This is a genomic window from Paenibacillus sp. J22R3 (assembly GCF_056269305.1).
Genome location: NZ_JBWDNS010000005.1, coordinates 116,125 through 141,542, shown reverse-complemented (window position 1 = coordinate 141,542; position 25,418 = coordinate 116,125). Strand labels below are relative to the sequence as shown.

The following is a 25,418-nucleotide window of genomic DNA, read 5'->3' as shown; positions in this document are numbered from 1 at the left end:
TGTTTTAAGCGGCTGCTGTGGATTTGCGAGCGGCATCGACTTGACTAAGGAACAGCGCAGCGCGCTGAATATATTCTTTCGGATGGGTACGGTAGAGCATCTCATGCATACCGCCTTCCACGATCCACTCCCGAGAGAGGGAATTGTACTGGCTTGCAGACACCTGCTCTGCGGTGGCCACCGGTGCTATCGCATCTGCGGTGCCATGCATAATGAAGAGCGGCATAGTATAGGTCGTTTGTAGTACCTGCTCCACAGGCAGCTGATTAAACTTTACACCGGTGAAGAACGGGAGCATCCATTCGATAATCGGGATGGATGGGTATTTAGGTAAATCCATATATTGGCGTACGTTATTGTATAAGGAATCAGAGCTTGGGAGAAACGTACTGTCGAGAATCATCGCATCGATGCTGTCCGTCGAATCTGTCTGCAGCGCTGCCTGCAGCGCGGTGCCGGCTCCCATCGAGAAGCCCCAGACAACTACCTCGTCAGCGCCTTGCGACCGCGCATAATTGACCGCCGCCAGCAATTGCTGCGATTCCTCCTTACCGCCTGTAGCCGGAGAACGCTGGCCGGAGGAGGCGTAGCCGTAATCAAACATGAATACATTATAGTGCAGCCGATTCAGGAGTGCCGCCAGCTCGTACATAGGCACCCAAGTTTCCTCACGGTTCGCGCCATAGCCGTGGCTGAAAACAACCGTTCTGTCGGAATGTGTTGCCGCTCCTACTGCGGGGATATACCAGCCGTGTACGGTCGTGCGGCCGCTCTTGCTTGGGAAGGAGACATCGCTGTAATCCAGCCCTTGAGCAATCTTCGGGTTCGAGTATAACGCAGGTACATAAGGATGTGCGATTACCCATGCGACATAGCCGTGGAAGGCGAGCGCAGTGAACAGCAGCAAGGCTGCCATGGCTGACAGTACAGCAAGTGCAGCATGTTTGCGGCGTGTGCGTGTTCCGGCATGAGCCCGTTCGGGTACTTGCGGCGAAGGGAGCAGCGGGGGGAGCAGTCCGGGCGTAAAGCCGCCGGCTGCGGGAAGTGCAGGACTCAGTGTCGTTGTGCTCATGGTGGATGCCCCCTTAAGAAGAGTAATTATGATAACGATTGCCAGTAGAATAATGAAAGCGCTTAACTAGTTCTATATTCCTATCGTATGGCGCGCTGCCGTGGCCTGTCAATGCGTGTCGACGTAATGTTAACGTCCTGTAACATGGCTGTAAAATAAGTCAATTCTGGGGGCAAAGCTTTACCGAGCCGCCATCCTTACGTTATACTGACTGTAACCAAGTTTCACTGAGTGAAACTATAGCGAGGAGCCAACTTACTATGGCTGAGGATGGAAAATCAACGGTTCGTGCTGTCGAACGAGCACTGGATATATTGCTTTGCTTTACGGTGAAGAAGGAGTGGGCGATGACGGAGCTTGCCGATAACGTAGGGCTGCATAAAAGCACCGTGCATCGCATGCTCGCCACGCTTGAGGAACGAGGCTTCGTAGCCCGCGATGCGGCATCGGATCGCTATAAGCTTGGGCTTCGCATCTGGGAACTGTCGGCGAATATGTCAGGCGCGGATGACCCTGCTGTTATCGGGCTGCCGGAGATGGAGCGACTGCGCGATATGCTGGGGGAAACCGTCAGCCTGTATCTGCGTGACGGCAATGAGCGGATTCGCATTCAAGCGGTCCAGAGCATCCAGGCCATACGCAGGGTGGCTCCGATTGGAGCAAGATTGCCGCTGTATGTCGGGGCATCAAGCAAAGTGCTTATCGCCTTCGAGGAGCCTGTCAAACGCGAAGAGCTGCTTGCTGACGCCTCGTGGCCGGCAGCCTTCGACCGGCACCAGTATCGGGAGCAGATGGCGGAGTGGCAGAAGCTCGGTTACGCGATGAGCGTGGAAGAGCGCGAGCAGGGTGCGGCAGCGGTTGCTGCGCCGGTCTTCTCTCGCACGGGCAAGCTGGTCGCGGCATTGTCCGTGTCCGGTCCGGCGAATCGGCTGACGACGGAAATCATGCGCAGCCAAGCGCCTGCTGTTATTGAGGCGGCGCGCCGGCTTGGCGTCATGTTGAAATAAACGAATAAGAGTCGAGCTAAAGGCATTTGCCTTCGAGCTCGACTCTTTTTTGTACGAATAACCTATGGAATAATGACATCTGAATAGCCTGCGAAGATACAGAACGTTCCTGGTGTTGTATCCATCCATACGCCGATATAGCCGCCTGGGGGGACGCTGACAATGTCGATATAATCGCCGATGAGCGGAACCGGTGTAGGGCTGCTGGCATTCGGATTAAACGAGACGTTGGTGATCCTTGTGTTCGTAAAAGTAGCTCCGCCGTTAATCGACCGGGCCACATAAACGTCGAGGTCAAAGCCGTTAATTTGGTTGCTGTAATAAATGACATTGACAACCCCTGTTAATGGATCGACATCAATGGCTGGGAAGAAGTTTTGCGAATTGGCCGGAGCGCCTGTTATGCTGACCGGTATCGTCCAGTTGTTCGTGTCGGGTGCTCGCTTAGACATAAAGATATCGGCATAACCAAGCCGATTATCCTGCCACACGGCATAGGCCTGGTTCGTGAAGGGTCCTACCGAACGATCCGTTGAAATATTGGCAAAGGTGAGTACGCGGAAGTTATATCCGACAACGGGCAGAGGGGAAGGGACAGGGACGACGTTCGAGACGATGACAGCGTTTGGAAAGGAAGCACCGCCGTCAGTCGACTGACGAACGATGAAGTTGAAACTGGGGTCAACTGTGACATAAGCGACATCGACAACACCGACCAGATCCACTGTAATATCGGGCCGTTCAACTTGATCGGCTTCGTTCGAAAGCAGCAAAGGCTGATCCCAGGTGGTGCCGTTATCTCTGGATCGATTGAAGAAGGCAACCGAGTTACCGCCATTATCAACGTTGAATTGGCGGTTATACGTAACATACATATTCCCGATAAAAGGACTCGCTTGCGAGGCATCAACCGTGCAGTTTGTTTCATCGTTGTTAATATACGACCCAAAGCCTGGGTTGACAATCACGGGTGCGCTGAATGTCGCACCATTGTCGAGGGACTTGTAGACGACGGTTGTACCATATTCTTCGCCAGGGAATACGTGAGCCGTCACAATAAAGATATTTGGGAATCCATACGACACAACAGGAGCTTCTGCGCCGTTAAATCCCGGGGGCAAAGGAAGCAGGCTGTTGGCCCAGCTGAATCCGCCGTCTAAGGAACGATACAGACCAATCAGAGGGGGACCTGAGGACTCGTCGACGGCAACCGAAAGCATGATGCCCGGAATGAGTAAGTTGACAGCTACACTCGGTTCGAATTTAGGATTCCCTGACGGCGTGACCTGAAAGTTAAAATTGGTCATATTTATCCTCCTTTACAAATTAATATTTTCATAATGTATTGTACGGAGTTTGTCGAATATTGCTTGTTAAAGTATCACGAAATGATTGAAAATGTGTGATTGGAGGTGGATTATTTCCCAATCATTCATGCTATGAAAGGAATAAAATGTAATTAATTGACATATAGGAGGTGAGGACATGCCGTTTACATCCGGATTGATTCATAACGATTTACCGACGCCCGCTACAGGTGTTGTTATAAACGCACGGAACATCACTAGCACGACGGCTTTGGTGTTGATTGAGGTCTATGTTGTACCTCCAACGACGAATACGCTTACGCTGATCTATCTAACCGGCTATAATCTGCCCGGCAAATCGAGCGATTCTCGTGAGTTTAATATTGCAGGCGACATTGCCTATGAAATCCAGGTAAATGCATCAGGGGTACTTTCAGAGGTTGCCTTTACGGCTTTCGGGGTCGATAATTACGGTTTACCTGTTGATGGCCAACAGATGCTCGCGATGGATTGGCAGGAAATTACTGCTTTCTCGACAACACCATAGTAATAAGGTCCAAGATTAGAGATGGGAGTTTAGCGAATGGCGCTGAACTCCCATTTTTTTTATGAAAAGGCTAACGCCTCAAGGGATAGCCGCACAAGCAAACGGATGCCATATAAATACAATAGTACAGGATGGTGCATTGGAAGGAGTGACAGTATGATCGACTTAGGGGTTGTCATGCCACTATACAAGCAGAAACCGGCGTTCCTTGCAGCGGCGCTGGAATCCGTGCTTAAGCAAACGTTCCAGCAGTTCAAGCTAATTATTGTCATTGACGGGGCACCCGAAATGGAGCCGCTCGTCCGCATGCTCATTCAAGGAGATAAACGAGTGCAAATCGTTTCCCATGTTTATAATCAGGGAGTCGCCAAAGCGCTGAACACCGGCTTTCAATATCTACATGACATGCCCAATATTGACTATTTAACGTGGGTGTCCAGCGATAATATCTACTATCCGAGATTTCTGGAGACGCTTCGAAACGCCTTAGTGAAAGGACCGCAGGAGCTGGGCCTTGTCTATAGCTCATTCCAATCGGTCGATAACGAAGGGAATACGATCTATGATGAGAAGTTGCTCGCCGTCCAGCGGCAATATCAATCGCAGCCCATTGAGAAGCTGCTGGATTCCTCTCTCATCGGTGTCTCCTTTATGTATAAATCGATCTATGCCAAACAGATTGACGGTTATGAGCTTGTACCGGTAGAGGATTATGATTACTGGCTGCGTATTACGGAGCATTGCAAAATCAAGTATATTCCTGTGGAGCTTCTCGATTATCGCGTGAACTCCACGTTTAGTGTATCAGCAACGCTGCAATCGACCGCCCAGCACCGCATATGGCGGTACGCGTATCATTTGGCCAGACATCGTGCCAGGATGCGCAGGGGGATTGCCCCCTACATGACGATACTATTTCCGGTGAAGGAGTCTAGTCCAGAGGCGATCGCGCGAATCGAGAACCTCTACGAGCAAACCTTCAGTAACTATACATGCTATATCCTGGATCTCTCTCCGGACATGCGGGTAACGGCTGATCTGTCGCTCATTTCCCATCCGACGACGGATTTCAAATGGTTCCCGAATGCCAACGTGGCAACGGCGCTGCTTCACGCTACTCAGATGATTCAAACGCCTTACAGCTACATCCTTGGACCGCGTCTCTTTAATGACTTAATGGAGCTTACGGTGCTGCACAATGAGATGGAGAAAGCCGCTCCCGATCTCATGTCCAACTACTACACCGAGGATGGCAGCGCCGTTGGTTACCGTCATTCCAGTGCCGAATGTGCTAAAGCCGGGATGTACGACGAGCTGTTCCGCAGGCAAAGTCTGGTTGAGTATGTGAAAGCTAATTTTGCTCAAATGAGTGATCCGGGATGAAACTTTTATTTACCTTCTTTAATCCCAGCGGCGGGATGGAAACACTCAATCGGATTCGCTGTCAGGCCTTTAAGAAAATGGACGTGGAATGCCACTTGCTCTATTCCTTGGATGGCCAGGGACTCAAAAACATTAAAGACATTCCTACTTTCGTGATGAATGATGAGGCTTCCATCGCCAAGCTGATCCAAAGGCAAAACTACGATGCCATTGTCGTATGTACAGATGTGATGATGCTGCTGACCATCAAGAAAGCCGGTTTTAAAGGACATCTTATCTTTGAAATTCAGGGCTTGGGAACGCTGCAAACCGCGAGCGCGGTGCTCACCGATATATCGGCACGCGTGCTGCAGGCGGCAGACGGCGTGCTGTACCCGCAGACGAGTCATCTGCAGGAGCTGATGGCGGCGCATCTGCAAGGAATCCCTCATTTCTGCTTTGACGATCCGCTGGATACGGAGGGGTTCGGCTACAGCTCGTATCCGCCGAAGTCGTTTCCGATCATTGGCTGGGTCGGCCGAATTGAGGCCAATAAGAACTGGCGGGAGTTTCTTCTCATTGGATCCCGCATGCTGCAAAAACATCCTGAAGGCTATCTGTGGATCTTTGGCGATACGACACTGGGCGAACCGGTGGAGAAGGAGCATTATGACAGATGGGTTAACGGCCTGCAATTGCAGCATAAACTCATTGCCTATTCGAACATTCCGCATGAGCAAATTGCAGACTATTTCTCGGTCATTGGGGATTCGGGGGGATTTCTCTGCTCGACCTCCATTCTGGAAGGCTTCGGCTATGCGGTAGCGGAAGCGATGCTCTGCCGTTGTCCGGTGCTGACAACGGATTCTGATGGTATCCGGAGATTTCTGATTCATGATGTAACAGGGAAGCTGTATGCGCGCGGCAACGTCAATCAAGCCGTGATTCAAGGCGAATCACTAATGAAGGACACTTCACTTCGCAACAACATTCGCAAGAATGCCGAGAAGCATATTAAACAGCATTTCTCTTCCGAGAAATACACCACTAACTTTATGAACATGCTTAGGAGCTTATCGAAGTTAAAACCCAAGTCTGGGCATGTCTGATATAGATAAACAGAAAAAGCGGGTCCGCTCCATGAGGAGCGGACCCGCTTAATTGTTTGCGTTGCAATTAGTTGTTGTTGTTTGCTGCGATCATTTGGCGGAGAACGGTTTGAAGAATACCGCTGTTCCGGTAGTAATCGACATCAACCATGGAATCAAGACGAACGATAGCCGGGAATTCGAACGTGGTTCCGTCTTCGCGAGTAGCGACGACTTGAACCGTTTGGCTTGGTTGAACATCGTTGCTAAGTCCCACGATATCGAATGTTTCGCGGCCTGTAATGTTCAGCGTCTTCCAGCTTGTTCCTGCTTGGAATTGCAGTGGCAGTACGCCCATGCCTACCAAGTTGGAGCGGTGAATACGCTCGAAGCTTTCTGCGATAACGGCTTTTACGCCGAGCAGGAACGTACCTTTTGCCGCCCAGTCACGGGAGCTGCCTGTTCCGTACTCTTTGCCAGCGATAACGACAAGGTTCTTGTTGTTCTTTTGGTACAGCATGGAAGCATCGTAGATCGACATAACTTCTTCAGTTGGCAGGTAAGTCGTTACGCCGCCCTCTGTACCTGGAGCCACTTGGTTACGAATACGAATGTTGGCGAATGTGCCGCGCATCATAACTTCATGGTTACCACGACGGGAACCGTAGGAGTTGAAGTCGACTCTGTCCACGCCGTGTTTCATCAGGTATTCGCCTGCAGGGCTGTCAGCCTTGATGTTACCAGCCGGCGAAATATGGTCAGTCGTAACGGAATCGCCAAGAAGCGCGAGTACGCTCGAACTTTTGATGTCCGCGATGTCGCCGATGTCAGCGCCAAGGCCTTCGAAGAACGGCGGATTCTGGATATAAGTGGATTTGTCATCCCACTCATAGCTTTCACCTGTCGGTACATCGATTGCGTTCCAACGCTCGTTCTGCGTAAATACGTTAGCGTATTTGTCGCGGAACATGTCAGGACCCATTGCCGCAGCAATTGTATCCGCGATTTCTTTGGATGTTGGCCAGATGTCTTTCAAGTATACAGGCTCGTTCTTGCTGTCATAACCGATTGGATCGGAGGACAGGTCGATGTTCACTGTACCTGCAAGCGCGTAAGCGACAACCAGCGGCGGAGATGCCAGGTAGTTGGCTTTCACTTGCGCGTGAACGCGGCCTTCAAAGTTACGGTTACCGGAAAGAACAGCCGCAACCGTCATATCGTTATCCGCAATTGCTTTGCTTACTTCATCCGGAAGCGGACCGGAGTTACCGATACAAGTTGCGCAGCCATAGCCGGCAACGTGGAAGCCAAGTGCTTCAAGGGACTCAAGCAGGTTCGCTCTCTTCAGGTATTCGGTAACAACCAGGGAACCCGGTGTTAGGGAGCTCTTCACGTAAGCCGGTTTCTTCAAACCGCGCTCAACAGCTTTCTTAGCTACGAGTGCAGCGCCGAGCATTACGCTTGGGTTGGACGTATTCGTACAGCTTGTGATAGCTGCGATTACAACTGCGCCGGTACCCATTTTGCTAACTTGGCCGTTCGTGTGTTTCACTTCTACGAATTCTTCGATCTTGTTGTCGCTCAGACCGTAGCCGCCTTTGTCGATCGGCGTGCGAATGATGCTGTTGAACTCTTCTTTCATGTTCGTCAGCTCAACGCGGTCTTGCGGACGCTTAGGACCTGCAAGGGAAGGTACGATTGTGGACAAGTCAAGCTCTACGATATCGGAGAAAGTCGGCTCCGGCGTATCGTCTGTACGGAACATGTCTTGTGCTTTGTAATAAGCTTCTACGAGTGCAATTTGCTCTTCTTCACGGCCGGTAGCGCGCAGGAAGTTGATTGTTTCGCTGTCAACAGGGAAGAACCCGACCGTAGCGCCATACTCAGGAGCCATGTTAGCAACTGTTGCACGGTCAGCAAGGCTGATGTTGGACAAACCAGGGCCGAAGAACTCGACGAATTTGCCAACTACGCCTTTCTTACGAAGGATTTGTGTAACCGTCAGTGCAAGGTCAGTCGCTGTTGAGCCTTCTGCCAAGCTGCCTGTAAGGCGGAAGCCGATAACTTCCGGTGTAACGAAGTAAAGCGGTTGGCCAAGCATACCTGCTTCTGCTTCGATACCGCCAACGCCCCAGCCGACTACGCCAAGACCGTTGATCATCGTTGTATGGGAATCCGTACCTACAAGGGAATCCGGGTAAACGACAGTTTCGCCGTCGATGGATTTCGTTGCTGCAACGGAAGCCAAGTACTCGAGGTTAACTTGGTGAACGATACCTGTTCCCGGTGGTACTGCGCGGAAGTTCTCGAATGCCGTTTGCGCCCAACGAAGGAAACGGTAACGCTCTCCGTTACGTTTGAATTCGATGTCTGTGTTGTACTCAAGTGCTTCAGGTGTACCGAATGCATCCACCATAATCGAGTGGTCGATTACAAGGTCAACCGGAACGAGCGGGTTGATTTGTTTAGGGTCGCCGCCTGATTTCTTCACGGTATCGCGCATTGCTGCCAGATCGACTACAACCGGTACGCCGGTGAAGTCCTGCAGTACGATACGTGCAGGGATGAATGGAATTTCTTTGTCTTCGCGGCCATCAGCCCAAGTTGCAAGCTGCTTGACATGTTCTTTCGTAATTGCGCGACCGTCGAATTGACGGACAGCTGCTTCAAGAAGCACCTTGATGGAGAAAGGGAGCTTCGAGATTTGTCCCAGGCCTTGCTCTTCCAGACCGCCCAAGCGGTAGTAAGCAAAGGGCTTACCGCCGACTTCAAGCGATTCGCGAACGGAGTATTCGTTTTGATGTGTCATTTGCAATTCGCGCCTCCTTGGCATCCATAATCATTTTGTGGTTTCACTGTGTGAAACACAATTTCAAAAAACATTTGATACCCTAAGTATAGCGTTTTTTATTCGATTTAGAAAGTGCAAATATCACCTTCCGGGGAAGATGTTTCGCCCGTTTTTACATGAATTCGCCCGCCTGCACATATAATGAACCAACTTTATCGGTCCAAGGAAAAATACGGCTATTGTCACGCACGAGTCGCTTATACACCCAACTGGTGTTCGGTTCCGTGCTGTCCTTATGCCAGAAACAAGGAGGGGAACCAGCGTGCCGCGAACGCGAATATGGGTCGGAACCAATAAACCTTCAGCACCGAAAAAAAGTACGGTGCAGAGCCGGGCGACTCTACTGGGAGCGGAACCGGGAAGCAGCGGCAAGCCGAGCCGCAGCCGCGAGCCTAAGTCGGAGTCGCCAACGTCCTCGCAGCAGACACAGCTTCAAGGCTGGAAAGCTGCTGTCCATCGCTACGTAAAGCTGTACAATCAAGCCGAAATCGATCGCTATGCGCCGCCGTTCGAAGAGATCATCCGAGATGAGGACCACTTGCACCGGTTTACACAGCGGCTGGACCGTCTGCGTGAGCAGGAGCTGCTTCGCGGCGTTCTTCCTTCGCGCAGCGAGACGAGCGCCGAGCTTATCCGAATCAGCGAGTCCAGCTCGCGATCGGAAGTGGTGGTGCTTATTGAGCTGCGCATCAAACGAACCATGGATCATAATGGACGCACGTATCAGGAGGAACGCTGTGATCGCGAACGGCTGTGGCTGAGCGCCGAGGAAGATGATTACTTCATCTCCCGAATCGAGCCGATTGTCTCGGAGCGGCGGCCGCGCTACAGCTCGTCCGATGCCATCCTTGCCGCCGAGCTGATGCAGGAGAGGGAAGCTTCTTCCGGCAGTCAGCAGCAATCCATACCCTATATAAATTATGATGTTTTGCCGTTTTTCAAACATACTCGTGCAGGTGTCAGATATAGGAGGGATTTGGCGGCTGCTTATGCGGATCGTTGGTGGAACGAAGCTAATCCCGGGTACGAGAATTTTGAGGTGAATTGCACGAATTACGTGTCCCAATGTCTCTTTGCAGGCAGCGCACCGATGAACTATACTGGTAAAAGGGATTCCGGCTGGTGGTACCGCGGCTTCAGCGGCGGCCGAGAAAATTGGAGCTACAGCTGGGCTGTATCCAATGCACTGAAGACTTTGTTGTCGTCTTCTAACAGCTCGGCGTTGCGAGCGACTGTTGTCGATTCCGCCGATCAGCTTGCCCTTGGCGATGTAATCACGTATGACTGGAGCGGCGATAATCGCTTCCAGCACAGTACGGTTGTCACTGCATTCGATGCAGCGGGCATGCCGCTTGTGAATGCCAACACGGTTGCAAGCCGTCATCGTTATTGGGATTATCAGGATTCCTATGCATGGACGGAGCAGACGAAATACCGTTTTTTTCATATTGCGGATGAGTTTTAGCTGCGCATTAACCCAGGTGAGTATGACAACCCATACGTATGGGAATTTTAACATAACCGGAGGATGAATCATGGGGGAGAAAGTGCGCGTAGGACTTGTTTACGGAGGACGCTCAGGCGAGCACGAGGTCTCTCTACAAACCGCTCTTGCGGTCATGAAAGCTTTTGATTACAGCAAATACGAAATTAAACCTTTCTATATTGGTAAAGACGGCGAGTGGCGCGCAGGGGATACGCTGCTGGCTGCGCCAAGCGGTCTGGAGCAGCTGCGGCTGGCCGGCAGCGATGCGATTATCGGTACCGGAGCGTTAATGCCGGTATTCGGAGGACAATTGTCGGAGCTTCAAGATGCGTCTATTGACATCTCTTCGGTACCCGGAGCTGTGACGATCTCTTCCGTGGGTCAACAGGTGGATGCGGTCGAAGCGGCTGATGATGGTCAAATTGACGTCGTATTCCCGCTGCTGCACGGTACATTCGGTGAAGACGGCACGATTCAAGGCTTATTCGAGATGGCGAACATCCCGTATGTTGGGGCAGGCGTTCTGGCTTCGGCAGTCGGCATGGACAAAATCACGATGAAGAAAGTTTTCGCGCAAGAAGGCTTACCCCAGTGCGTGTTCCGCTACTTCAACCGCACGCAGTGGCAGAAGGATTCGGACGACTTTTATATCATGGAAATTGAAACCGCACTTGGCTATCCTTGCTTCGTGAAACCGGCGAACCTTGGCTCGAGCGTTGGGATCTCCAAAGCGCGCAACCGTGAAGAGCTCATCGCGGCTGTGGATTATGCGCTTCGATTTGACCGTAAAGTCATCGTCGAGGAGTTCGTGGACGCGCGTGAAATCGAAGTAAGCGTGCTTGGCAACGATGAGCCGCGTACTTCTGTTGTCGGCGAAATTACATCTTCGAGCGAGTTCTACGACTATAAGGCGAAATACATCGATGGCAAATCGATGATGCATATTCCGGCCAACATCCCGGCAGAAGTCTCGGATTCCGTTCGAGAAATGGCGCTTCGCGCGTTCCTTGCGATTGACGGCTCCGGTTTGTCGCGTGTCGACTTCTTCATGCGCAAGGAAGATGGCCAGCTGTTCATCAATGAAGTGAATACGATGCCCGGCTTCACGCCGTACAGCATGTATCCACTGATGTGGAAGGAAAGCGGCGTTCCGTATACGGAACTTCTCGATACATTGATCGCGCTTGCGATCGAGCGTCACGCAGAAAAGCAGCTGATCGATTATAGCGGAGGAACGCCGGCTTAAGGGCTGGTTTTCCCCGTTTTTTTGTAGGTTCGAGCGAGCGAGGCCGCGTATCGGCCGGCGTGCTGTGCGCCGCTTTGGCGCGGCGGCGGTTCGCGCGTCGCCGGTTCGCGCGGGGGGCGCGGCTCCCAGCGTGCGGCCGGTTCGCATGGCGGCCCCCGCGGCGGGAATGTTGCATATTGTGCAACATTTTAGCTCGTTTTTAGCTGATAAAGGGTAAATGTTGCATAAAGTGCAACATGTTGCGGACATTTGAGGCTAGAAGCGCATTTCTCAGAAAAAATGTTGCAATTGATGCAAAATTTCCAAGCCTAGTTAGCTAAATGCGCAAAAGTGTTGCATATAGTGCAACATTTCCTCCGCGTGCGATCCAACTAGACGGCCGTCGTCGGACATGCTGTGTCCGAGAGGGGGTGCGCAGCATTAAGGTTTTTGGAAAAGTTTACATACCTATTACTAACGATTACTGGAGGTTTGTTCATGGGATTCCAAACCGAGTTTAACTCCGTATGCAAATTCAAATCCAAGCAAGAGCTGTACGAGCTGCTGGAATACGGCCGCGGCAAAATGGTAAAGAGCGGCTTCCGGGTATACCCTACCGGTCAGAAGGTGATTGCTTACACGCCGGAGAACGAGGCGATTGCAATCGTGAAAATCCGCGTTTCTATTGCAGAAATTAATTTTCAAGGCGAGGAAGTAACCGAAGTGGAAATGGACCTTGTTCGTAAGCTGACGGAGGAAGAAGCGCGCGTGCAGACGGCGCTGGCTTATGAAATGTTCTTCGGGGATCAGGCATGATCGTTCGCTTCGGCTTCGTTGCCATGAGCGTATTGTTGGAGAATGCTTCGCCCTCGAGGACGATGACGTATGCGACATTTTCCAAGCTGGATGATCGTGAGGCTGCACTTCGCAGACTGGAGCGGATTGCGGAGGATAATCTCCGCACAACGCTTCGCTTAATGCGGCACTGCGTGGGTCATGACGTGTTTGTTTATCGGATGACCTCCAAGATTATTCCGCTTGCTACCCATGATGCGCTGAAGGATTGGGATCCGTATCCGCCGCTGGAGCAAGCTTTTGCCGAGATTGGGCAGTATGCGAAGGAGAAGGGGATGCGGCTTTCGTTTCATCCTGACCACTTCTGCGTATTCAGTACGCCAAGGCCAGAGGTGCTGGCGAAGTCCAAGGAGGATCTGGAGTACCATGTCCGGATGCTGGAGCATATGGGGCTTGATGAGTCAGCCAAGTGCAACATCCATGTCGGCGGTGCGTATGGGGACAAGCCTGCGTCTGCTGAGCGTTTCGTGCAGCAGTTCGGTCAGTTGGATAACCGAATTCGCAATCGGATCACACTTGAGAATGACGACAAGACGTTCACTGTGCGCGAAACGCTCGGCGCAGCGGAAGCGGTTGGGACGCCGATGGTGCTGGATATCCATCATCATGCGGTTAATGACGGGGGCGAAACGGTCAGTACGCTGTACGGCGAGCTATGGCCGCGCATTCTGCGGACATGGACGGGGCCGGACGGACAGCCTTTGGTACTGCCGCCGAAGCTGCATGTATCCAGCCCGAAGAGCGAGCGCGATCCGCGCGGCCATGCCGACAATGTCGACGTAGGTCCGTTGCTGCGGTTTCTGCGGGAAACGGCGGGCTCGGTCGATCAGCTGGACGTCATGATTGAAGCCAAGCAGAAAGATGCGGCATTGCTGCAGCTCATGGCAGATATGCGCCAGCTGGAAGCTGAAGGGGCCGGCATTCGCGTCATCAACGGAGGAAGTATTGAGATAACCTAAGGGACAGGAAAAGCTTGATCTTTTCAGTCCCTTAGGTTATTTTTGGTTAAGGAAGCGCTATCATTTCTGGGGATTCCTAAGGTGCAATCACACCCTGGTCAATCATCATGGGCTCACAAATATTCTCGAGAGGATTGTGAAACGATGAATGGATTATTAGCAGGGAAAAATGTGCTTGTTATGGGTGTGGCGAATGACCGCAGTATTGCCTGGGCGATTGCCCAGTCGCTTGCTGCACAGGGGGCTCGCCTAGCTTTTACATACGAGAATGAGCGCGTAGAGGAACGGGTACGCAAGCTGGCGGAGACGATTCCGGGCTCCTTATTCCTCCAGTGCAATGTCACGGTGGATGAAGAAATCGAGTCGCTTGCGGTTCAGTTGAAAGAATCGTTCGGCGTGCTGCACGGACTTGTTCACAGTATCGCATTTGCGAAGACAGAAGAGCTTGACGGCATGTTCGTCGACACTTCGCGTGCCGGCTTCGCTCTGGCGCACGATATTAGCGCTTACTCGCTTGCAGCTGTTGCGCAGCGCGTCTATCCGCTGATGACAGAAGGCGGCAGCATCATGACGATGACGTACCTCGGTGCCGAGCGTGCGCTTCGCAATTACAATGTCATGGGCGTGGCGAAGGCGGCTTTGGAAGCTTCGGTTCGCTATCTCGCTGCAGATCTGGGACCGCATAATATTCGCGTTAATGCTGTGTCGGCGGGTCCGATCCGGACACTGGCTGCCAAAGGCATCAAGGATTTCAACTCGATCCTGCGCCAAGTGGAAGAGAAATCCCCGCTTCGCAAAACGACCGAAGCTGCGGAAGTCGGCGATACGGCGATGTTCCTGCTCAGTCATCTGTCGCGCGGGATTACAGGCGAGATCATTTATGTGGATAATGGATACAATATTGTCGGAGTATAACGTAGGCTCGTGAGGATATAGGCGATTCTTGAGTGAAGCCGAGCAAGTAGGCTTCTACTCCAGGGTCGTCTTTTTTGTGTGGATTGCGATACAAAATGTATTTCAGGGAGTGATAACTAAGTGTGGGACAGGAGGTAATTATTAACATATTATTCCTGATTTTCGCGCTTTACCGACATAGAAAGTCACGTTTTTCCCATGGAAATGCGGTAAATATGAGGTTTTATAGGGCATTATAAAATATTTTTGCGCAAAACATAGTTCGACAGCCTTTTTTGTGTGAAATTTGTATTATTGTGATAGGAAGAAGGTTTGGATATTGGGCAATTAGACCTACCTTCCTTGCCGTAGTGAATATAAATGACATGCTGGAGGGTCGAACGGTTATGTTATACGCTGCAAAAGATGAAGCTAGAGAAATGGATTGGATCGTCATATTGCTTCAAGCCCAAGTTCAAGGTGAGACCATTGAGAAAGTGAAGCAGTGTATGGAGAAATGCAATAGTAGGATCGATTCTAAGACACAGGCAAATGGCTGATTTGAATAAAACGTCAATGCCTCGTGTTGCCCTTTGGTGGCATTACGAGGTGTTTTTGTTTCTATAGAGGATTGAACATGTTTTTGGCAGAACCGAATACATGAAAGCTATCTGTTTGTCGGGGTTAAGTCAGCAGGATGAATAGAGGGGCGATTATCGGTGAGAAGTCGAGTTTGTGGCTTCTAAGCCGGGGTCGTCTTTTTTTTGTGGGTTTCGATACTAAGAGTTTTCAACGAATTTTAAACTTAGTGTGGAATAAGAGGGAATAATTAACATTTAATCCCTGTTAGTCGAGTTTTTTCGACATGCTAAGTTTTGTGTACTCGGTGAATAAGTAGCGAAAATGCGGATTTATAGGAGAAGATAAATTTTTATCGCAAAAAGCACCATTCGACAGCCTTTTTTTGTATACAACTTGTATCATGTTGTTAGAAGAAAGTTCTGGAGTTAGGTAATTAGACCTAAGGTTTCTTGTCGTCGTTAAAACAAATGACATGCTGGAGGGTTCAATTGGTTATGTTATATCCTGCAAAAGAGGAAGCCAAAGAAATGGAATTTCTGAAACTCTAGAAACTCTTTGAATTGGCTCTTGCTGATCCCTGAAGCCATGGCTTCTTTAAGGAGTAGTTGCCAATCTGGGTCTAATTGCTGCTCCGGACACAGAAAAACTGGCTGGCTACGTCGAAAGCTGACGTGACAGTCAGTTTTTTTGCATTTGTGCAGGCTACTGGAAAATGGTAAGCTTTTGAAAGGATTGTCGTGGGTTTAGCCGAAACTTTGCCCAGCGTAAAACGTATTGTACATAAACATTTATGAACTCATAGGAAAGTAGCGTGGTTTAACCATGAGTGAACAGGTTATCGGAGGGAAGAGCTTTACCGCTGTTGCGATTAATTGTGCAGCGAAAGCCGGAGAATGGATAAAGACGAAGCTTGGTAACCATACAAGCCTTTCGCTTAAATATTCCGCGCAAGACTTAGTCACGGAAGTGGACAAAGGCGCGGAGGCAATGATTCGCAATCTAATTATGACGCATTTCCCTCAGCATTCTTTTCTGGGTGAGGAAGGCGTACAGCCGGGACCGGAAGCATCGACCAAGGCACTGCAAAGTGTTAGAGATGCTGAGTATCTATGGATCGTAGATCCACTGGACGGGACGACGAACTTCGTACATAGCTTCCCGTTCTTCTCGGTATCGATTGCGCTTGCGCATAAGGGAGAAATTATCGTCGGCGTGGTGTATGATCCGATACGAGACGAATTGTTCGTAGCCGAGAAGGGCAAAGGCGCTTATGTGCGCGGTCGCCGTATGGGTGTTTCTGCGGAGGACACACTGCGTGAGAGCTTAATCGCGACAGGCTTCCCGGCGGATCAAGAGTATGCGCTTCCACTCAATATGAAGGGGCTTCAAGCGCTGGTACCGCAAGTTCGTAATATTCGTTCCGGCGGATCGGCTGCGCTGCATATGGCTTATGTTGCATCCGGACGGCTTAGCGGCTTCTGGGAATACGGTCTGAATTCATGGGATCTAGCGGCAGGCACGCTGCTGATTACAGAATCCGGCGGACGGGTAACCGATGTAAAAGGCAGTCCATATGATTTAGGCGTACGCCATGTGGCCGCTTCGAACGGACATATTCATGACGAGTTTGTGCAAGCGCTCCAGCAAGCGGAATCAGGCAGCTAAGTGAAGAGAACGTCTCTGCAACCGTCAAGTATGACGGGAGAAGAGGCGTTCTTTTGCATATGATAGCGTAAGAAGCTTTCATGAGGGGAGGCGGGCAGGATGTTTATCGAGCTCGATGTGCACGGAGACGTGCCGCTTCAGGAGCAAATTGCGCATCAAATTATAGCGGGCATTGCCTCCGGAGCACTGAAGCCTGGCAAAACCTTGCCTTCGGCAAGGCGGCTTGCTTCGGATCTGAGGATAAAATCAACGATTGTTCATAAAGCCTATCATACGCTGTTATCGGAAGGGTTTCTGCAAGAGCGTTATGATGGCAAATTAGGCGTACTCATACCTGCACTTGGCGAAATGCCGCGCGTAACGGACGGCTACAAGGATCGGCTTTCGAAGCAGCTGCGCGCATTGGCGGCGGAAGGTCGGGCCAGAGGGATGACAGAAGCTGAATTCAGCAAAGCTTGCCTGAACATTTATCGAAGTGATTTGACGAGGATGGGAGATTCACTGGAATGAAGACGAATCACAAACAGTCGGTTGCGCCCGGCTGGTATTTGCTGCAACTGGCACTAATTGCGGTATCGGCCATATCCGCAGTGTTGCTGTGGGATCAGATTCCCAATAAGCTAGCTGTGCACTACAATATTACTTTTCAACCCGATCGCTACGCTGCGAAGGGTTTCGGTCCGGTGTTCATGTTTAACGTCGTGCAGCTGTTTCTACTCGCCATCATGATGGGGGCTGACTACGTTGTTAAGCATGCCACGCAGCAAGCAGGGACAGAGATGACGAATGAGAAAAGCTTTCACTTTCGGTATGCGAACAGCGTTTTTCTATATGGGTTATCGCTCTTGCTCGTCTTGTATTTCAGTTATGTACAAGCAACTACATTGTACGGCTGGTCGAGGCCGCTTCTTCTCATTGGCACCATAGCTTTGTTTGTGCTCATTATTGGCGGCTTGGCTTTTCTGATCATGTATATCCGGAGGTTGCGACTAACGCAGCACGTGGAAGGTGATCTGGGTGAAGAGGGGCGCTGGATGGCAGGCGGTATTTATTATAATCCTCAGGATCCGTCCATATTTGTGCCTAAGAAATATGGCGTTGGTTGGACATTGAATTTCGGGAGGCCGATGGGGTGGCTGGTTATCGCGACGTTGTTCGCGATTCCGTTTCTCATAGCCGGCGTGATTGCGCTGATGGAGTAGTGGGGTCATGGCTGCCCCGCGCCAGCAACTGAAAGCCAACCTTCGCTATTCTAACGAACCGTGGAGGCCTTATTTGAGAGAAAAAGGTTCCACGAACCACAGGGGCCTTATTGAGTCAATATTCGCTGAAATACTCGAGTGTTGGCCGAATAGCGCCTGTGGGGTTCGTTAGAATTTCAAAACACTGCTCATTGACCAAATAAGGCCCGTACGGTTCGTTAGAATTTGCGGGTAACTAAATCACCACTACTACAAAAATAAGGCTGAACAGGAGTCCCACTCCTATTCAGCCTTATTCATTTACTTCGCCATCGCGGCAAAAGCTTGCTCAGCCGCAGCGATCGTCGCTGCAATATCTTCGCTCGTATGGGCGGTAGTCAGGAACCACGCTTCATACTTGGACGGTGCGAGGCAGATGCCTTGATCGAGCATGAGGCGGAAGAATTCAGCGAACTTCTCGCCGTCCGTATCCTGCGCTTCATCGTAATTCGTAACGGGATGATCGCAAAAATGAGCGGAGAACGAGCCGCGAATACGGTTTATCGTAAGCGCGATGCCATGCTTCTCGGCCGACACTTGCAGCGCAGCGGCAAGCTCAGCTGCCTGCGCATCCATGCGCTCATAGGCGCCCGGCTGCTGCAGCACTTCCAAGCAGGCGATCCCGGCGGAGATGGACGCGGGATTGCCGGCCATCGTACCCGCCTGATAAGCAGGTCCTAGCGGAGCGACCTGCTCCATCACATGCTTGCGGCCGCCGTAGGCGCCGATCGGCAGTCCCCCGCCGATGATTTTGCCAAGCGCCGTTAGGTCAGGCTCAATAGCTGCATGATCCGGGAATGCGCTGTAGGTTTGCGCACTGCCGTAGTGGAAGCGGAAGGCGCTGATGACTTCGTCATAGATGACAAGCGCACCGGCATCACGGGTCATCTGGCACAACCCCTCAAGGAAACCCGGCTTCGGCATCACCATGCCGAAGTTGCCGACAATCGGCTCGACCATAACGGCTGCGACCTCATTACCGAAAGTATCCAGCGCGACGCGTAGTCCGTCAAGATCATTGAACGGCACCGTGATGACTTCGCTGGCAATGCTTGTCGGTACACCGGCGCTGTCTGGAATACCGAGCGTCGAAGGACCGGAGCCCGCTGCTACGAGCACCAGGTCAGAATGGCCATGATAGCAGCCGGCGAATTTGATGATTTTGCTCCGTTTGGTGTAAGCACGTGCGACGCGGATGGTCGTCATAACGGCCTCTGTACCGGAGTTGACGAATCTCACTTTATCCATGGAAGGGATGGCATCCTTCAGCATGCGAGCCAGTCGGATCTCCAGCTCTGTCGGCGTTCCGTAGAGCGTGCCGTTAGTGGCCGCAGTAGTGATTGCCTCCGTGATATGCGGATGTGCATGACCGGTAATAATCGGACCGTAGGCACACAAATAATCGATATAACGATTGTCGTCGACATCCCAGAAATGCGCGCCTTGCGCGCGTTTCATGAAGACAGGCGCACCGCCGCCTACCGCTTTAAACGAGCGGGATGGACTGTTGACGCCGCCGACAATATGCTCAAGCGCTTCGGCATAAAGCTGTTCCGAGCGCGGTCGTTGAATGGACATGGTGAAACCTCCTAAATGGTTTACGAGTACGTGAACGATAGCTGATACGGATACTGCTTGTACCACCTACACAATATCTTATTGTAACCCCAGAATCTGCAGCAGTACAACCAAAGAGAAGGTGAACAGACCGCCACCGGTCCATTCACCCTCCCTGCATAAAGCATTATTTGCTTCCGTTTGCCGTATTTCCGTTCGAGCTGCCGTTTGTTCCATTGCTTTCGGTCGCGTTACCGCTGCCCGCAACTGCCGGCGGAGTTGCCGCTGTATCCTTCGTCAGCTCGTCTTGTACGAACTGAAGCAGCTCGCTATCATCACGTACGGACAGCACGGACGCGCCGCCGACTTTCTTGTCGCCGATGAGCTCCATAGGAGGCACTTGGGCTTGACCCGCAATGTGAGTTTGAACGCCAAGCTGTGCGAGCTTGATCATGTCGGAAACTTCAATGTTGGATTCTACATAAGGCTGAATGCTGTCCACGATCTTCTTCATCTTGAGCAGGTTCCAACCGTTCTTCATCTTATCCGCAACCGCGTTCAGCAGCTTGCGTTGACGTTCTGTACGAGTGAAATCACTCATGGCATCGTGTCGGAAACGAACATATTGCAACGCTGTCGTACCATCCAGATCCTGAATGCCTTTCTTCAGATGAATGTCATACCGGTTGCCGTCGGCATTATCGACGTAGTTCATATTCTTCTCAACCTCGAAGTTCTGAATGCCGCCGATCGCATCGATCAGAGATTTGAATCCTTCGAAGTCCGTATACACATAATATTGAATATCCAGACCTAGCAAGCCGCCGATGGTCTTCATGGCTAAGTTAGGACCGCCAAGCGCCAGTGCCGTATTAATCCGGCCATCTTCATGACCTTCAATGTCCACATACGTATCACGCAGCACGGAGAACAGATGCGCTTTCTTCGTCACCGGATCGACCGAAACGACCATCATGGAGTCGGAACGTGCAGTTTCGCTTTTTTTCAAGCCGCGGTTGTCGCCGCCCATAATGAGAATGTTGACGCGTTCAGTGCCTTCCCATTCGGGAGGCTTCTCCTCGGCAACCTCTTCAAATTGACCGAAGCGGGACTCTTCCTTAGGCTTGCTGAAGCCATCGAGTCCGTTGTAGACGCCGACACCTTGATAAACGAAATATCCGACCACCAAAGCTACTGCGACCAGTCCGCCAAACAGTGCCCATTTCCAGGGCTTCTTCTTCTTATTTTTCTGGGAGCGTGACATTAAAGATCTGTTCCTCCTTGTAATAGGTCCGTGTACGGATGGAGAATCCGAGGCCGACGCGGAGCAGGGGTAATGAGTCCTAGTGAATAGCTATAATTTAGGGTTGATTGTCCGGTGCCGATAAATTCACTATAGCATTACATATCATAAAATTATAAAATGGTTTGTCGTAGAGAAGCAAGTTTTATCTGATAGAATCGAAAAAGCCAGATATTTCCCAGGAAATGTCGAAGGTGAAGAAGAGAGGAGCTTAGCATCCTATGCTGGCAATAGATGTAAGGGATTTGCGAAAACAGTTCCAGGTTCAGAAGAACCGTGAAGGGCTCGGCGGTGCGCTGAAGGATCTGTTTAAACGGGAGTTCAACGATATAACGGCTGTCAAAGACATCACCTTTCAAATTCCCCAAGGGGAGATTTGCGGTTACATAGGTGAGAACGGGGCGGGCAAATCAACGACGATCAAGATGCTGACAGGCATTCTTGTGCCGACATCCGGCCATCTGCAAGTAAACGGCTACGTTCCATACAAGGAACGGGAGAAGTTTGTGCGAGAAATCGGCGTTGTTTTCGGTCAGCGCAGTCAGCTCTGGTGGGATATCGGCGTCATCGAGTCGTTCCAGCTGCTTCGCAAAGTGTACCGTGTACCGGAAGCGGAATTCCGCGCGCGGCTTGATGAACTCGTGGAGCGGCTGCACCTTGGCGAACTGCTGAACCGACCTGTACGGAAGCTGAGCCTCGGTCAACGAATGCGCTGTGAGCTTGTTGCTTCGCTGCTGCACAACCCATCCATTGTGTTCCTCGATGAGCCTACGATCGGACTTGATATTGTCGTGAAAACGGAAATTCGGGAGTTTCTCAAAAAAATCAACCGCGAGCACGGCACGACCATTCTGCTTACCACTCACGACCTGCAAGATATTGAAGCCTTGTGCTCACGCGTTATTATGCTTGACGATGGCCGGATTATTTATGACGGCAGCTTGGATGAGCTGAAGTCGAGATGGAGCAAAGGGCGCGAGCTGCAATTCCAATTCGGCGAGCTGCCGCCGCATGATGTGCTGAAGCAGCTGACGGAAGGTTTGGAAGGCGTACACTGGACGATCGACAACGAGCTGACAGCAACCATGTGGCTGCCGCATGAAGTCAATGTGTCGGATGCCCTTTCCCGCGTAGTTGGCAGTAGGGCGGATATCCGCGATATTAAGATCACGGAAACGAACACGGACGATATCGTTCGTGAGATTTATCAATCCGGCTCCGCTTCCACGGAAGCGACGGAGAAGCTGAGCCAAAGCTCGGTAACGGCTGAAGCCGTCAACGAGGCTGGCAAAGTGCCGGTTGCTGCTGCCTCGGATAGGGAGAAGGAGCCGCAATCATGAACAGCGCCTACCTAGATCTCATCCGAATTCGGTTTCTCATGATGCTGGCCTATCGCGTCAATTACTACAGCGGTATCGTCATCTACACCATCAATATTGGCGCTTACTATTTCTTGTGGGAAGCGATCTTCGGCGAACAGAAGGTGCTAGCCGGCTTCACGCTGGCCCAAATGACAACCTACGTAGCGGTTTCCTGGATGGCAAGGGCTTTCTACTTCAATAACCTTGATCGTGAAATCGCAAACGAAATCCGTGACGGCAGCGTGGCGGTTCAATTCATCCGACCCTATAACTATTTGTTCGTGAAGCTGATGCAGGGCTTTGGTGAAGGGCTGTTCCGCTTATTGCTGTTCATGGGGCCGGGACTTGCGATTGTTTGTCTCATCTTCCCCGTGAAGCTGCCGACGGATCCCGGTGTATGGGGCATCTATGTGGTCATGCTGCTGTTCAGTTTCTTAATCAATACCCAAATCAATATGCTCGTGGGTTTGTTTGCCTTCTTCGTTGAGAATAACGAGGGGATGCTGCGGATGAAGCGCGTAGTCGTTGACTTGTTCTCCGGCGTTATCGTGCCGATTTCCTTCTTCCCGGGGTGGCTTGCAGTCACGATGAAATGGCTGCCTTTCCAAGCGATCACCTACCTGCCAAGCTCCGTCTTCACCGGCCGTACGGCAGGCGATGATGTGCTGCGAGTATTCGGAATTCAATTGATCTGGTTCGTTGTATTGATCATTCCCATCGCATGGGTGTGGCGTCAGGCGCGGTCCCGATTGTTCGTGCAGGGAGGTTGAGGACATGTTTTATTGGTCGCTCGCAGTGGAATATATCAAGAACTATGCCAAAACAAAGCTAACCTACCGGATGGACTTCTGGATCGAGCTCTTATCTGACCTGTTGTTCCAAGGTGTCAATTTGATCTTTATCCTGATTGTGTTTCAACATACGCCTTCGCTTGGAGGCTGGTCGGAGGCGGAAGTGATTTTCGTCTATGGTTATTTCATGGTGCCTGCCGGCATCTTCGGTGCCGTCTTCAACATCTGGAACTTCAGCGAACGGTATATTGTCAAAGGGGAAATGGACCGTATACTGACGCGGCCAGCCTATAATCTATATCAGGTGCTGCTCGAGAATCTCGATCCGGCGTCCTTGTTCGGTTCGCTTGTCGGCCTTATAATTATGGTGCTTGGCTGGGGAGATTTGGGGCTCGCGTTTTCGTTTACCGATATTCTCATGCTTGCTGTGTTTACGATCGGGTCGGTGATGATCTACGCAGGAATATTCACATCGCTGACGGCCATCTCATTCTATTCGGATGCGCCAACGGGTATACTGCCGCTGATGTACAACATTTCGAACTATGGCCGTTATCCGGTTAACATTTATAACAAAATCATTCGATTCCTGCTGACGTGGCTGCTGCCTTTTGCATTCGTCGGCGTCATCCCGGCTTCTTATTTCCTAGAGAAGGATCATGAAGGATTATCGTCGCTTGCGCTCCTTACGCCGGTTGTGGGAATTGTCGCATTCGCGATTGGCCTGACGATCTGGAATCATGGCGTGAAGCGCTACCGGGGTGCGGGATCTTAAGTAGTGGGGGAGAAGGTTCGATGGCCAGAGCGATTAAAGCAAAAGCATTTGTAGGGAAAAAAGCACCCGACTTTACGCTGCCTGCCTTGGGGGGCCGTGAGGTCAGCTTAAGTCAATTTGCGGGCAAGAAGGTTGTCTTGTTCTTCTATCCGAAGGATATGACGCCGGCTTGTACGCAGGAGTCATGCGATTATCGGGATTCGTATGCAGCCTTCGGCGATAGTAATACGGTTGTGCTTGGAATCAGCATCGACGATGTGGCGACACATGAACGGTTTGCGGAGAAATACGAGCTGCCATACGAGCTGCTGGCTGACCCGGAGCATCGCGTGTGCGAGCTGTATGGCGTGTGGCAGATGAAGAAGCTGTACGGCAGAGAGTATATGGGACTCGTTCGCTCGACCTTCCTCGTCAATGAGAAAGGCAAGCTTGTGCGGGAATGGCGCAATTTGCGCGTGAAGGGGCATGTGCAAGAGGTGCTCGAAGCCGCGCAGGCGCTGTAGGTGAGGTAGGGTTGCAGGAGGGGGTTGTCCGGAAGCCGATTGGCTTGCTGGACAACCCCTTGTTGTATGTCGGGATGTTGGCACATAGCCACTAGTCGGAGCTGACGAACCGAATGGTTCGTTAGCTTTTCGAAGGGGAGAAATCCGGCCCAATAAGGCCCGTACGGTTCGTTAGCATATCGGTAGGGATGAATCTGACTAAGGCTGCTACGGTTCGGCACGTAATATCGTTGTAAATGCATCGCCTGGTTGAGCTTTTACTGGTTTATCTGATCTTTGCAAATATACACGTGTCCCGCCACTCGCTGCCATCGGCGGAGAGGTCCTCGTTGCGCATAATCCCTTCCAGCTCAAAGCCGAGGCGCTGCGGAATCAGCATGCTCCTGGTGTTGAGCGTATCACAGCGTATCTCCAATCGACGGGCTTGCAGCTGCTCGAAGGCAAAGCTGCAGATCCCCTCAACAGCTTCGATCATATAACCCTGCCCGCTGTAGCGACTATCGATCCAATAACCGATTTCGAACTTGCGCACATCCCAGTCCAAGCCATGCAAGCTAGCCGATGCGATGAACGTTCCACAATCTCGTAGGAACACATGCAGGCGAAGATTTTCCCGCTGCAAAAACTTCACATGAGCCTCGCGAATTCCTCGTTCAGCGTCATACTCCGAATGCTCCTCTTGTGCCCATTTCATCCATGGCTTTAGCTCGTTAATCGAGGCATTCACAGCTTCCAGAACGGCCTTGCCGTCTCCGGGCAAAGGCATGCGAATGAACAAGCGCACCGTAGTAAATTCATTGGGGAAATCAATCATTATGGGATCCATGGCAAACCCTCCATTACATCATCTTACGGGAAGCGTCACGTCTGTAAAAATTATCCTACAGCCTGCCCTGATTCATGTAAATAGAAACGTGTCTGAGAGGAAGGTGTAAAGAGAGCGCAGTCTGGCGAAACTATCAACTAGAGGAATTCATAGGTTGAAAG

The 25,418-nt window shown here is 51.3% G+C and carries 22 protein-coding genes and 1 pseudogene; 16 read left to right on the top strand and 7 right to left on the bottom strand.

The window, feature by feature from the left end:
* Positions 1-4 precede the first annotated feature (4 nt).
* Complete coding sequence (locus AC0YN4_RS21855) at positions 5-1,072, bottom strand: alpha/beta hydrolase (RefSeq protein WP_475836783.1); 1,068 nt, start codon at positions 1,070-1,072, stop codon at positions 5-7.
* A gap of 260 nt (positions 1,073-1,332) precedes the next feature.
* Here AC0YN4_RS21855 and AC0YN4_RS21850 point away from each other — a divergent pair, with 260 nt between their 5' ends.
* A complete protein-coding gene (locus tag AC0YN4_RS21850) occupies positions 1,333-2,079 on the top strand; it encodes an IclR family transcriptional regulator (RefSeq protein ID WP_475836782.1) in 747 nt (248 codons plus the stop codon).
* A gap of 62 nt (positions 2,080-2,141) precedes the next feature.
* Here AC0YN4_RS21850 and AC0YN4_RS21845 read toward each other — a convergent pair whose 3' ends face one another.
* The gene (locus AC0YN4_RS21845) at positions 2,142-3,386 is read right to left on the bottom strand and encodes an exo-alpha-sialidase (RefSeq protein WP_475782594.1); all 1,245 of its coding nucleotides are present in this window, start codon (positions 3,384-3,386) and stop codon (positions 2,142-2,144) included.
* A 178-nt stretch (positions 3,387-3,564) separates the two neighbouring features.
* Here AC0YN4_RS21845 and AC0YN4_RS21840 point away from each other — a divergent pair, with 178 nt between their 5' ends.
* From AC0YN4_RS21840 to AC0YN4_RS21830, 3 genes are all read left to right on the top strand, one after another.
* Positions 3,565-3,933 (top strand): hypothetical protein, encoded by a 369-nt coding sequence (locus tag AC0YN4_RS21840; protein ID WP_475782593.1) that lies wholly within the window; start codon positions 3,565-3,567, stop codon positions 3,931-3,933.
* 156 nt (positions 3,934-4,089) lie between these two features.
* Complete coding sequence (locus AC0YN4_RS21835) at positions 4,090-5,316, top strand: glycosyltransferase family 2 protein (RefSeq protein WP_475836781.1); 1,227 nt, start codon at positions 4,090-4,092, stop codon at positions 5,314-5,316.
* Positions 5,313-6,404 (top strand): glycosyltransferase family 4 protein, encoded by a 1,092-nt coding sequence (locus AC0YN4_RS21830; protein WP_475836780.1) that lies wholly within the window; start codon positions 5,313-5,315, stop codon positions 6,402-6,404. Before AC0YN4_RS21835 ends, AC0YN4_RS21830 begins: the two co-directional genes overlap by 4 nt.
* 67 nt (positions 6,405-6,471) lie before the next feature.
* Here AC0YN4_RS21830 and acnA read toward each other — a convergent pair whose 3' ends face one another.
* A complete protein-coding gene (gene acnA, locus AC0YN4_RS21825) occupies positions 6,472-9,192 on the bottom strand; it encodes an aconitate hydratase AcnA (RefSeq protein ID WP_475782590.1) in 2,721 nt (906 codons plus the stop codon).
* A 304-nt stretch (positions 9,193-9,496) separates the two neighbouring features.
* Between acnA and AC0YN4_RS21820 the strand changes: the two genes are divergently transcribed.
* The 5 genes from AC0YN4_RS21820 (at position 9,497) to fabI (ending at position 14,674) form a co-directional block, all read left to right on the top strand.
* Positions 9,497-10,699, top strand: coding sequence for an amidase domain-containing protein (locus AC0YN4_RS21820; protein ID WP_475782589.1), 1,203 nt, complete (start codon positions 9,497-9,499; stop codon positions 10,697-10,699).
* A gap of 70 nt (positions 10,700-10,769) precedes the next feature.
* Complete coding sequence (locus AC0YN4_RS21815; RefSeq protein ID WP_475782588.1) at positions 10,770-11,966, top strand: D-alanine--D-alanine ligase; 1,197 nt, start codon at positions 10,770-10,772, stop codon at positions 11,964-11,966.
* Positions 11,967-12,443: 477 nt separating this feature from the next.
* Entirely contained in the window at positions 12,444-12,761 is a 318-nt protein-coding gene (locus AC0YN4_RS21810) for a hypothetical protein (RefSeq protein ID WP_475782587.1), read from the top strand.
* Positions 12,758-13,759 (top strand): UV DNA damage repair endonuclease UvsE, encoded by a 1,002-nt coding sequence (uvsE, locus tag AC0YN4_RS21805; protein ID WP_475836779.1) that lies wholly within the window; start codon positions 12,758-12,760, stop codon positions 13,757-13,759. Before AC0YN4_RS21810 ends, uvsE begins: the two co-directional genes overlap by 4 nt.
* Before the next feature lie 144 nt (positions 13,760-13,903).
* On the top strand, positions 13,904-14,674 hold the full coding sequence (gene fabI, locus AC0YN4_RS21800; protein ID WP_090978824.1) for an enoyl-ACP reductase FabI: 771 nt from the start codon (positions 13,904-13,906) through the stop codon (positions 14,672-14,674).
* A 1,058-nt stretch (positions 14,675-15,732) separates the two neighbouring features.
* Here fabI and AC0YN4_RS21795 read toward each other — a convergent pair.
* Positions 15,733-15,867: pseudogene (locus AC0YN4_RS21795) on the bottom strand (anti-repressor SinI family protein); the annotation flags it as partial.
* Between the two features lie 190 nt (positions 15,868-16,057).
* Here AC0YN4_RS21795 and AC0YN4_RS21790 point away from each other — a divergent pair.
* The 3 genes from AC0YN4_RS21790 (at position 16,058) to AC0YN4_RS21780 (ending at position 18,102) form a co-directional block, all read left to right on the top strand.
* Positions 16,058-16,900 (top strand): inositol monophosphatase family protein, encoded by an 843-nt coding sequence (locus tag AC0YN4_RS21790; RefSeq protein ID WP_475836778.1) that lies wholly within the window; start codon positions 16,058-16,060, stop codon positions 16,898-16,900.
* A 99-nt stretch (positions 16,901-16,999) separates the two neighbouring features.
* Positions 17,000-17,410 (top strand): GntR family transcriptional regulator, encoded by a 411-nt coding sequence (locus AC0YN4_RS21785; protein WP_475782577.1) that lies wholly within the window; start codon positions 17,000-17,002, stop codon positions 17,408-17,410.
* Positions 17,407-18,102: a DUF5808 domain-containing protein gene (locus tag AC0YN4_RS21780; protein ID WP_475836777.1), complete on the top strand. Its 696-nt coding sequence runs from the start codon at positions 17,407-17,409 to the stop codon at positions 18,100-18,102. Before AC0YN4_RS21785 ends, AC0YN4_RS21780 begins: the two co-directional genes overlap by 4 nt.
* A gap of 300 nt (positions 18,103-18,402) precedes the next feature.
* Here the strand turns inward: AC0YN4_RS21780 and AC0YN4_RS21775 are convergent, their stop codons facing one another.
* Together AC0YN4_RS21775 and AC0YN4_RS21770 are read right to left on the bottom strand one after the other, a co-directional pair.
* Complete coding sequence (locus tag AC0YN4_RS21775; protein WP_475836776.1) at positions 18,403-19,719, bottom strand: glutamate-1-semialdehyde 2,1-aminomutase; 1,317 nt, start codon at positions 19,717-19,719, stop codon at positions 18,403-18,405.
* A 166-nt stretch (positions 19,720-19,885) separates the two neighbouring features.
* Entirely contained in the window at positions 19,886-20,962 is a 1,077-nt protein-coding gene (locus AC0YN4_RS21770) for an LCP family protein (RefSeq protein WP_475782574.1), read from the bottom strand.
* 260 nt (positions 20,963-21,222) lie between these two features.
* Here AC0YN4_RS21770 and AC0YN4_RS21765 point away from each other — a divergent pair, with 260 nt between their 5' ends.
* The 4 genes from AC0YN4_RS21765 to bcp are packed head-to-tail and all read left to right on the top strand — an operon-like array spanning position 21,223 to position 24,431.
* Positions 21,223-22,341, top strand: a complete 1,119-nt coding sequence (locus AC0YN4_RS21765) for an ABC transporter ATP-binding protein (protein WP_475836775.1) — start codon at positions 21,223-21,225, stop codon at positions 22,339-22,341.
* Positions 22,338-23,132, top strand: coding sequence for an ABC transporter permease (locus AC0YN4_RS21760; RefSeq protein WP_091224106.1), 795 nt, complete (start codon positions 22,338-22,340; stop codon positions 23,130-23,132). Before AC0YN4_RS21765 ends, AC0YN4_RS21760 begins: the two co-directional genes overlap by 4 nt.
* A 4-nt stretch (positions 23,133-23,136) precedes the next feature.
* On the top strand, positions 23,137-23,928 hold the full coding sequence (locus AC0YN4_RS21755; protein ID WP_475782572.1) for an ABC transporter permease: 792 nt from the start codon (positions 23,137-23,139) through the stop codon (positions 23,926-23,928).
* 20 nt (positions 23,929-23,948) lie between these two features.
* The gene (gene bcp, locus AC0YN4_RS21750) at positions 23,949-24,431 is read left to right on the top strand and encodes a thioredoxin-dependent thiol peroxidase (RefSeq protein WP_475836774.1); all 483 of its coding nucleotides are present in this window, start codon (positions 23,949-23,951) and stop codon (positions 24,429-24,431) included.
* A gap of 265 nt (positions 24,432-24,696) precedes the next feature.
* Here the strand turns inward: bcp and AC0YN4_RS21745 are convergent, their stop codons facing one another.
* A complete protein-coding gene (locus AC0YN4_RS21745; RefSeq protein WP_475836773.1) occupies positions 24,697-25,257 on the bottom strand; it encodes a GNAT family N-acetyltransferase in 561 nt (186 codons plus the stop codon).
* Between the last annotated feature and the right edge of the window lie 161 nt (positions 25,258-25,418).

Coding starts and splice junctions, on each gene's coding strand:
- AC0YN4_RS21855 (WP_475836783.1), bottom strand. CDS start 1,072: ATGAGCACAACGACACTGAGTCCTGCACTTCCCGCAGCCGGCGGCTTT.
- AC0YN4_RS21850 (WP_475836782.1), top strand. CDS start 1,333: ATGGCTGAGGATGGAAAATCAACGGTTCGTGCTGTCGAACGAGCACTG.
- AC0YN4_RS21845 (WP_475782594.1), bottom strand. CDS start 3,386: ATGACCAATTTTAACTTTCAGGTCACGCCGTCAGGGAATCCTAAATTC.
- AC0YN4_RS21840 (WP_475782593.1), top strand. CDS start 3,565: ATGCCGTTTACATCCGGATTGATTCATAACGATTTACCGACGCCCGCT.
- AC0YN4_RS21835 (WP_475836781.1), top strand. CDS start 4,090: ATGATCGACTTAGGGGTTGTCATGCCACTATACAAGCAGAAACCGGCG.
- AC0YN4_RS21830 (WP_475836780.1), top strand. CDS start 5,313: ATGAAACTTTTATTTACCTTCTTTAATCCCAGCGGCGGGATGGAAACA.
- acnA (WP_475782590.1), bottom strand. CDS start 9,192: ATGACACATCAAAACGAATACTCCGTTCGCGAATCGCTTGAAGTCGGC.
- AC0YN4_RS21815 (WP_475782588.1), top strand. CDS start 10,770: ATGGGGGAGAAAGTGCGCGTAGGACTTGTTTACGGAGGACGCTCAGGC.
- AC0YN4_RS21810 (WP_475782587.1), top strand. CDS start 12,444: ATGGGATTCCAAACCGAGTTTAACTCCGTATGCAAATTCAAATCCAAG.
- uvsE (WP_475836779.1), top strand. CDS start 12,758: ATGATCGTTCGCTTCGGCTTCGTTGCCATGAGCGTATTGTTGGAGAAT.
- fabI (WP_090978824.1), top strand. CDS start 13,904: ATGAATGGATTATTAGCAGGGAAAAATGTGCTTGTTATGGGTGTGGCG.
- AC0YN4_RS21790 (WP_475836778.1), top strand. CDS start 16,058: ATGAGTGAACAGGTTATCGGAGGGAAGAGCTTTACCGCTGTTGCGATT.
- AC0YN4_RS21785 (WP_475782577.1), top strand. CDS start 17,000: ATGTTTATCGAGCTCGATGTGCACGGAGACGTGCCGCTTCAGGAGCAA.
- AC0YN4_RS21780 (WP_475836777.1), top strand. CDS start 17,407: ATGAAGACGAATCACAAACAGTCGGTTGCGCCCGGCTGGTATTTGCTG.
- AC0YN4_RS21775 (WP_475836776.1), bottom strand. CDS start 19,719: ATGTCCATTCAACGACCGCGCTCGGAACAGCTTTATGCCGAAGCGCTT.
- AC0YN4_RS21770 (WP_475782574.1), bottom strand. CDS start 20,962: ATGTCACGCTCCCAGAAAAATAAGAAGAAGAAGCCCTGGAAATGGGCA.
- AC0YN4_RS21765 (WP_475836775.1), top strand. CDS start 21,223: ATGCTGGCAATAGATGTAAGGGATTTGCGAAAACAGTTCCAGGTTCAG.
- AC0YN4_RS21760 (WP_091224106.1), top strand. CDS start 22,338: ATGAACAGCGCCTACCTAGATCTCATCCGAATTCGGTTTCTCATGATG.
- AC0YN4_RS21755 (WP_475782572.1), top strand. CDS start 23,137: ATGTTTTATTGGTCGCTCGCAGTGGAATATATCAAGAACTATGCCAAA.
- bcp (WP_475836774.1), top strand. CDS start 23,949: ATGGCCAGAGCGATTAAAGCAAAAGCATTTGTAGGGAAAAAAGCACCC.
- AC0YN4_RS21745 (WP_475836773.1), bottom strand. CDS start 25,257: ATGGATCCCATAATGATTGATTTCCCCAATGAATTTACTACGGTGCGC.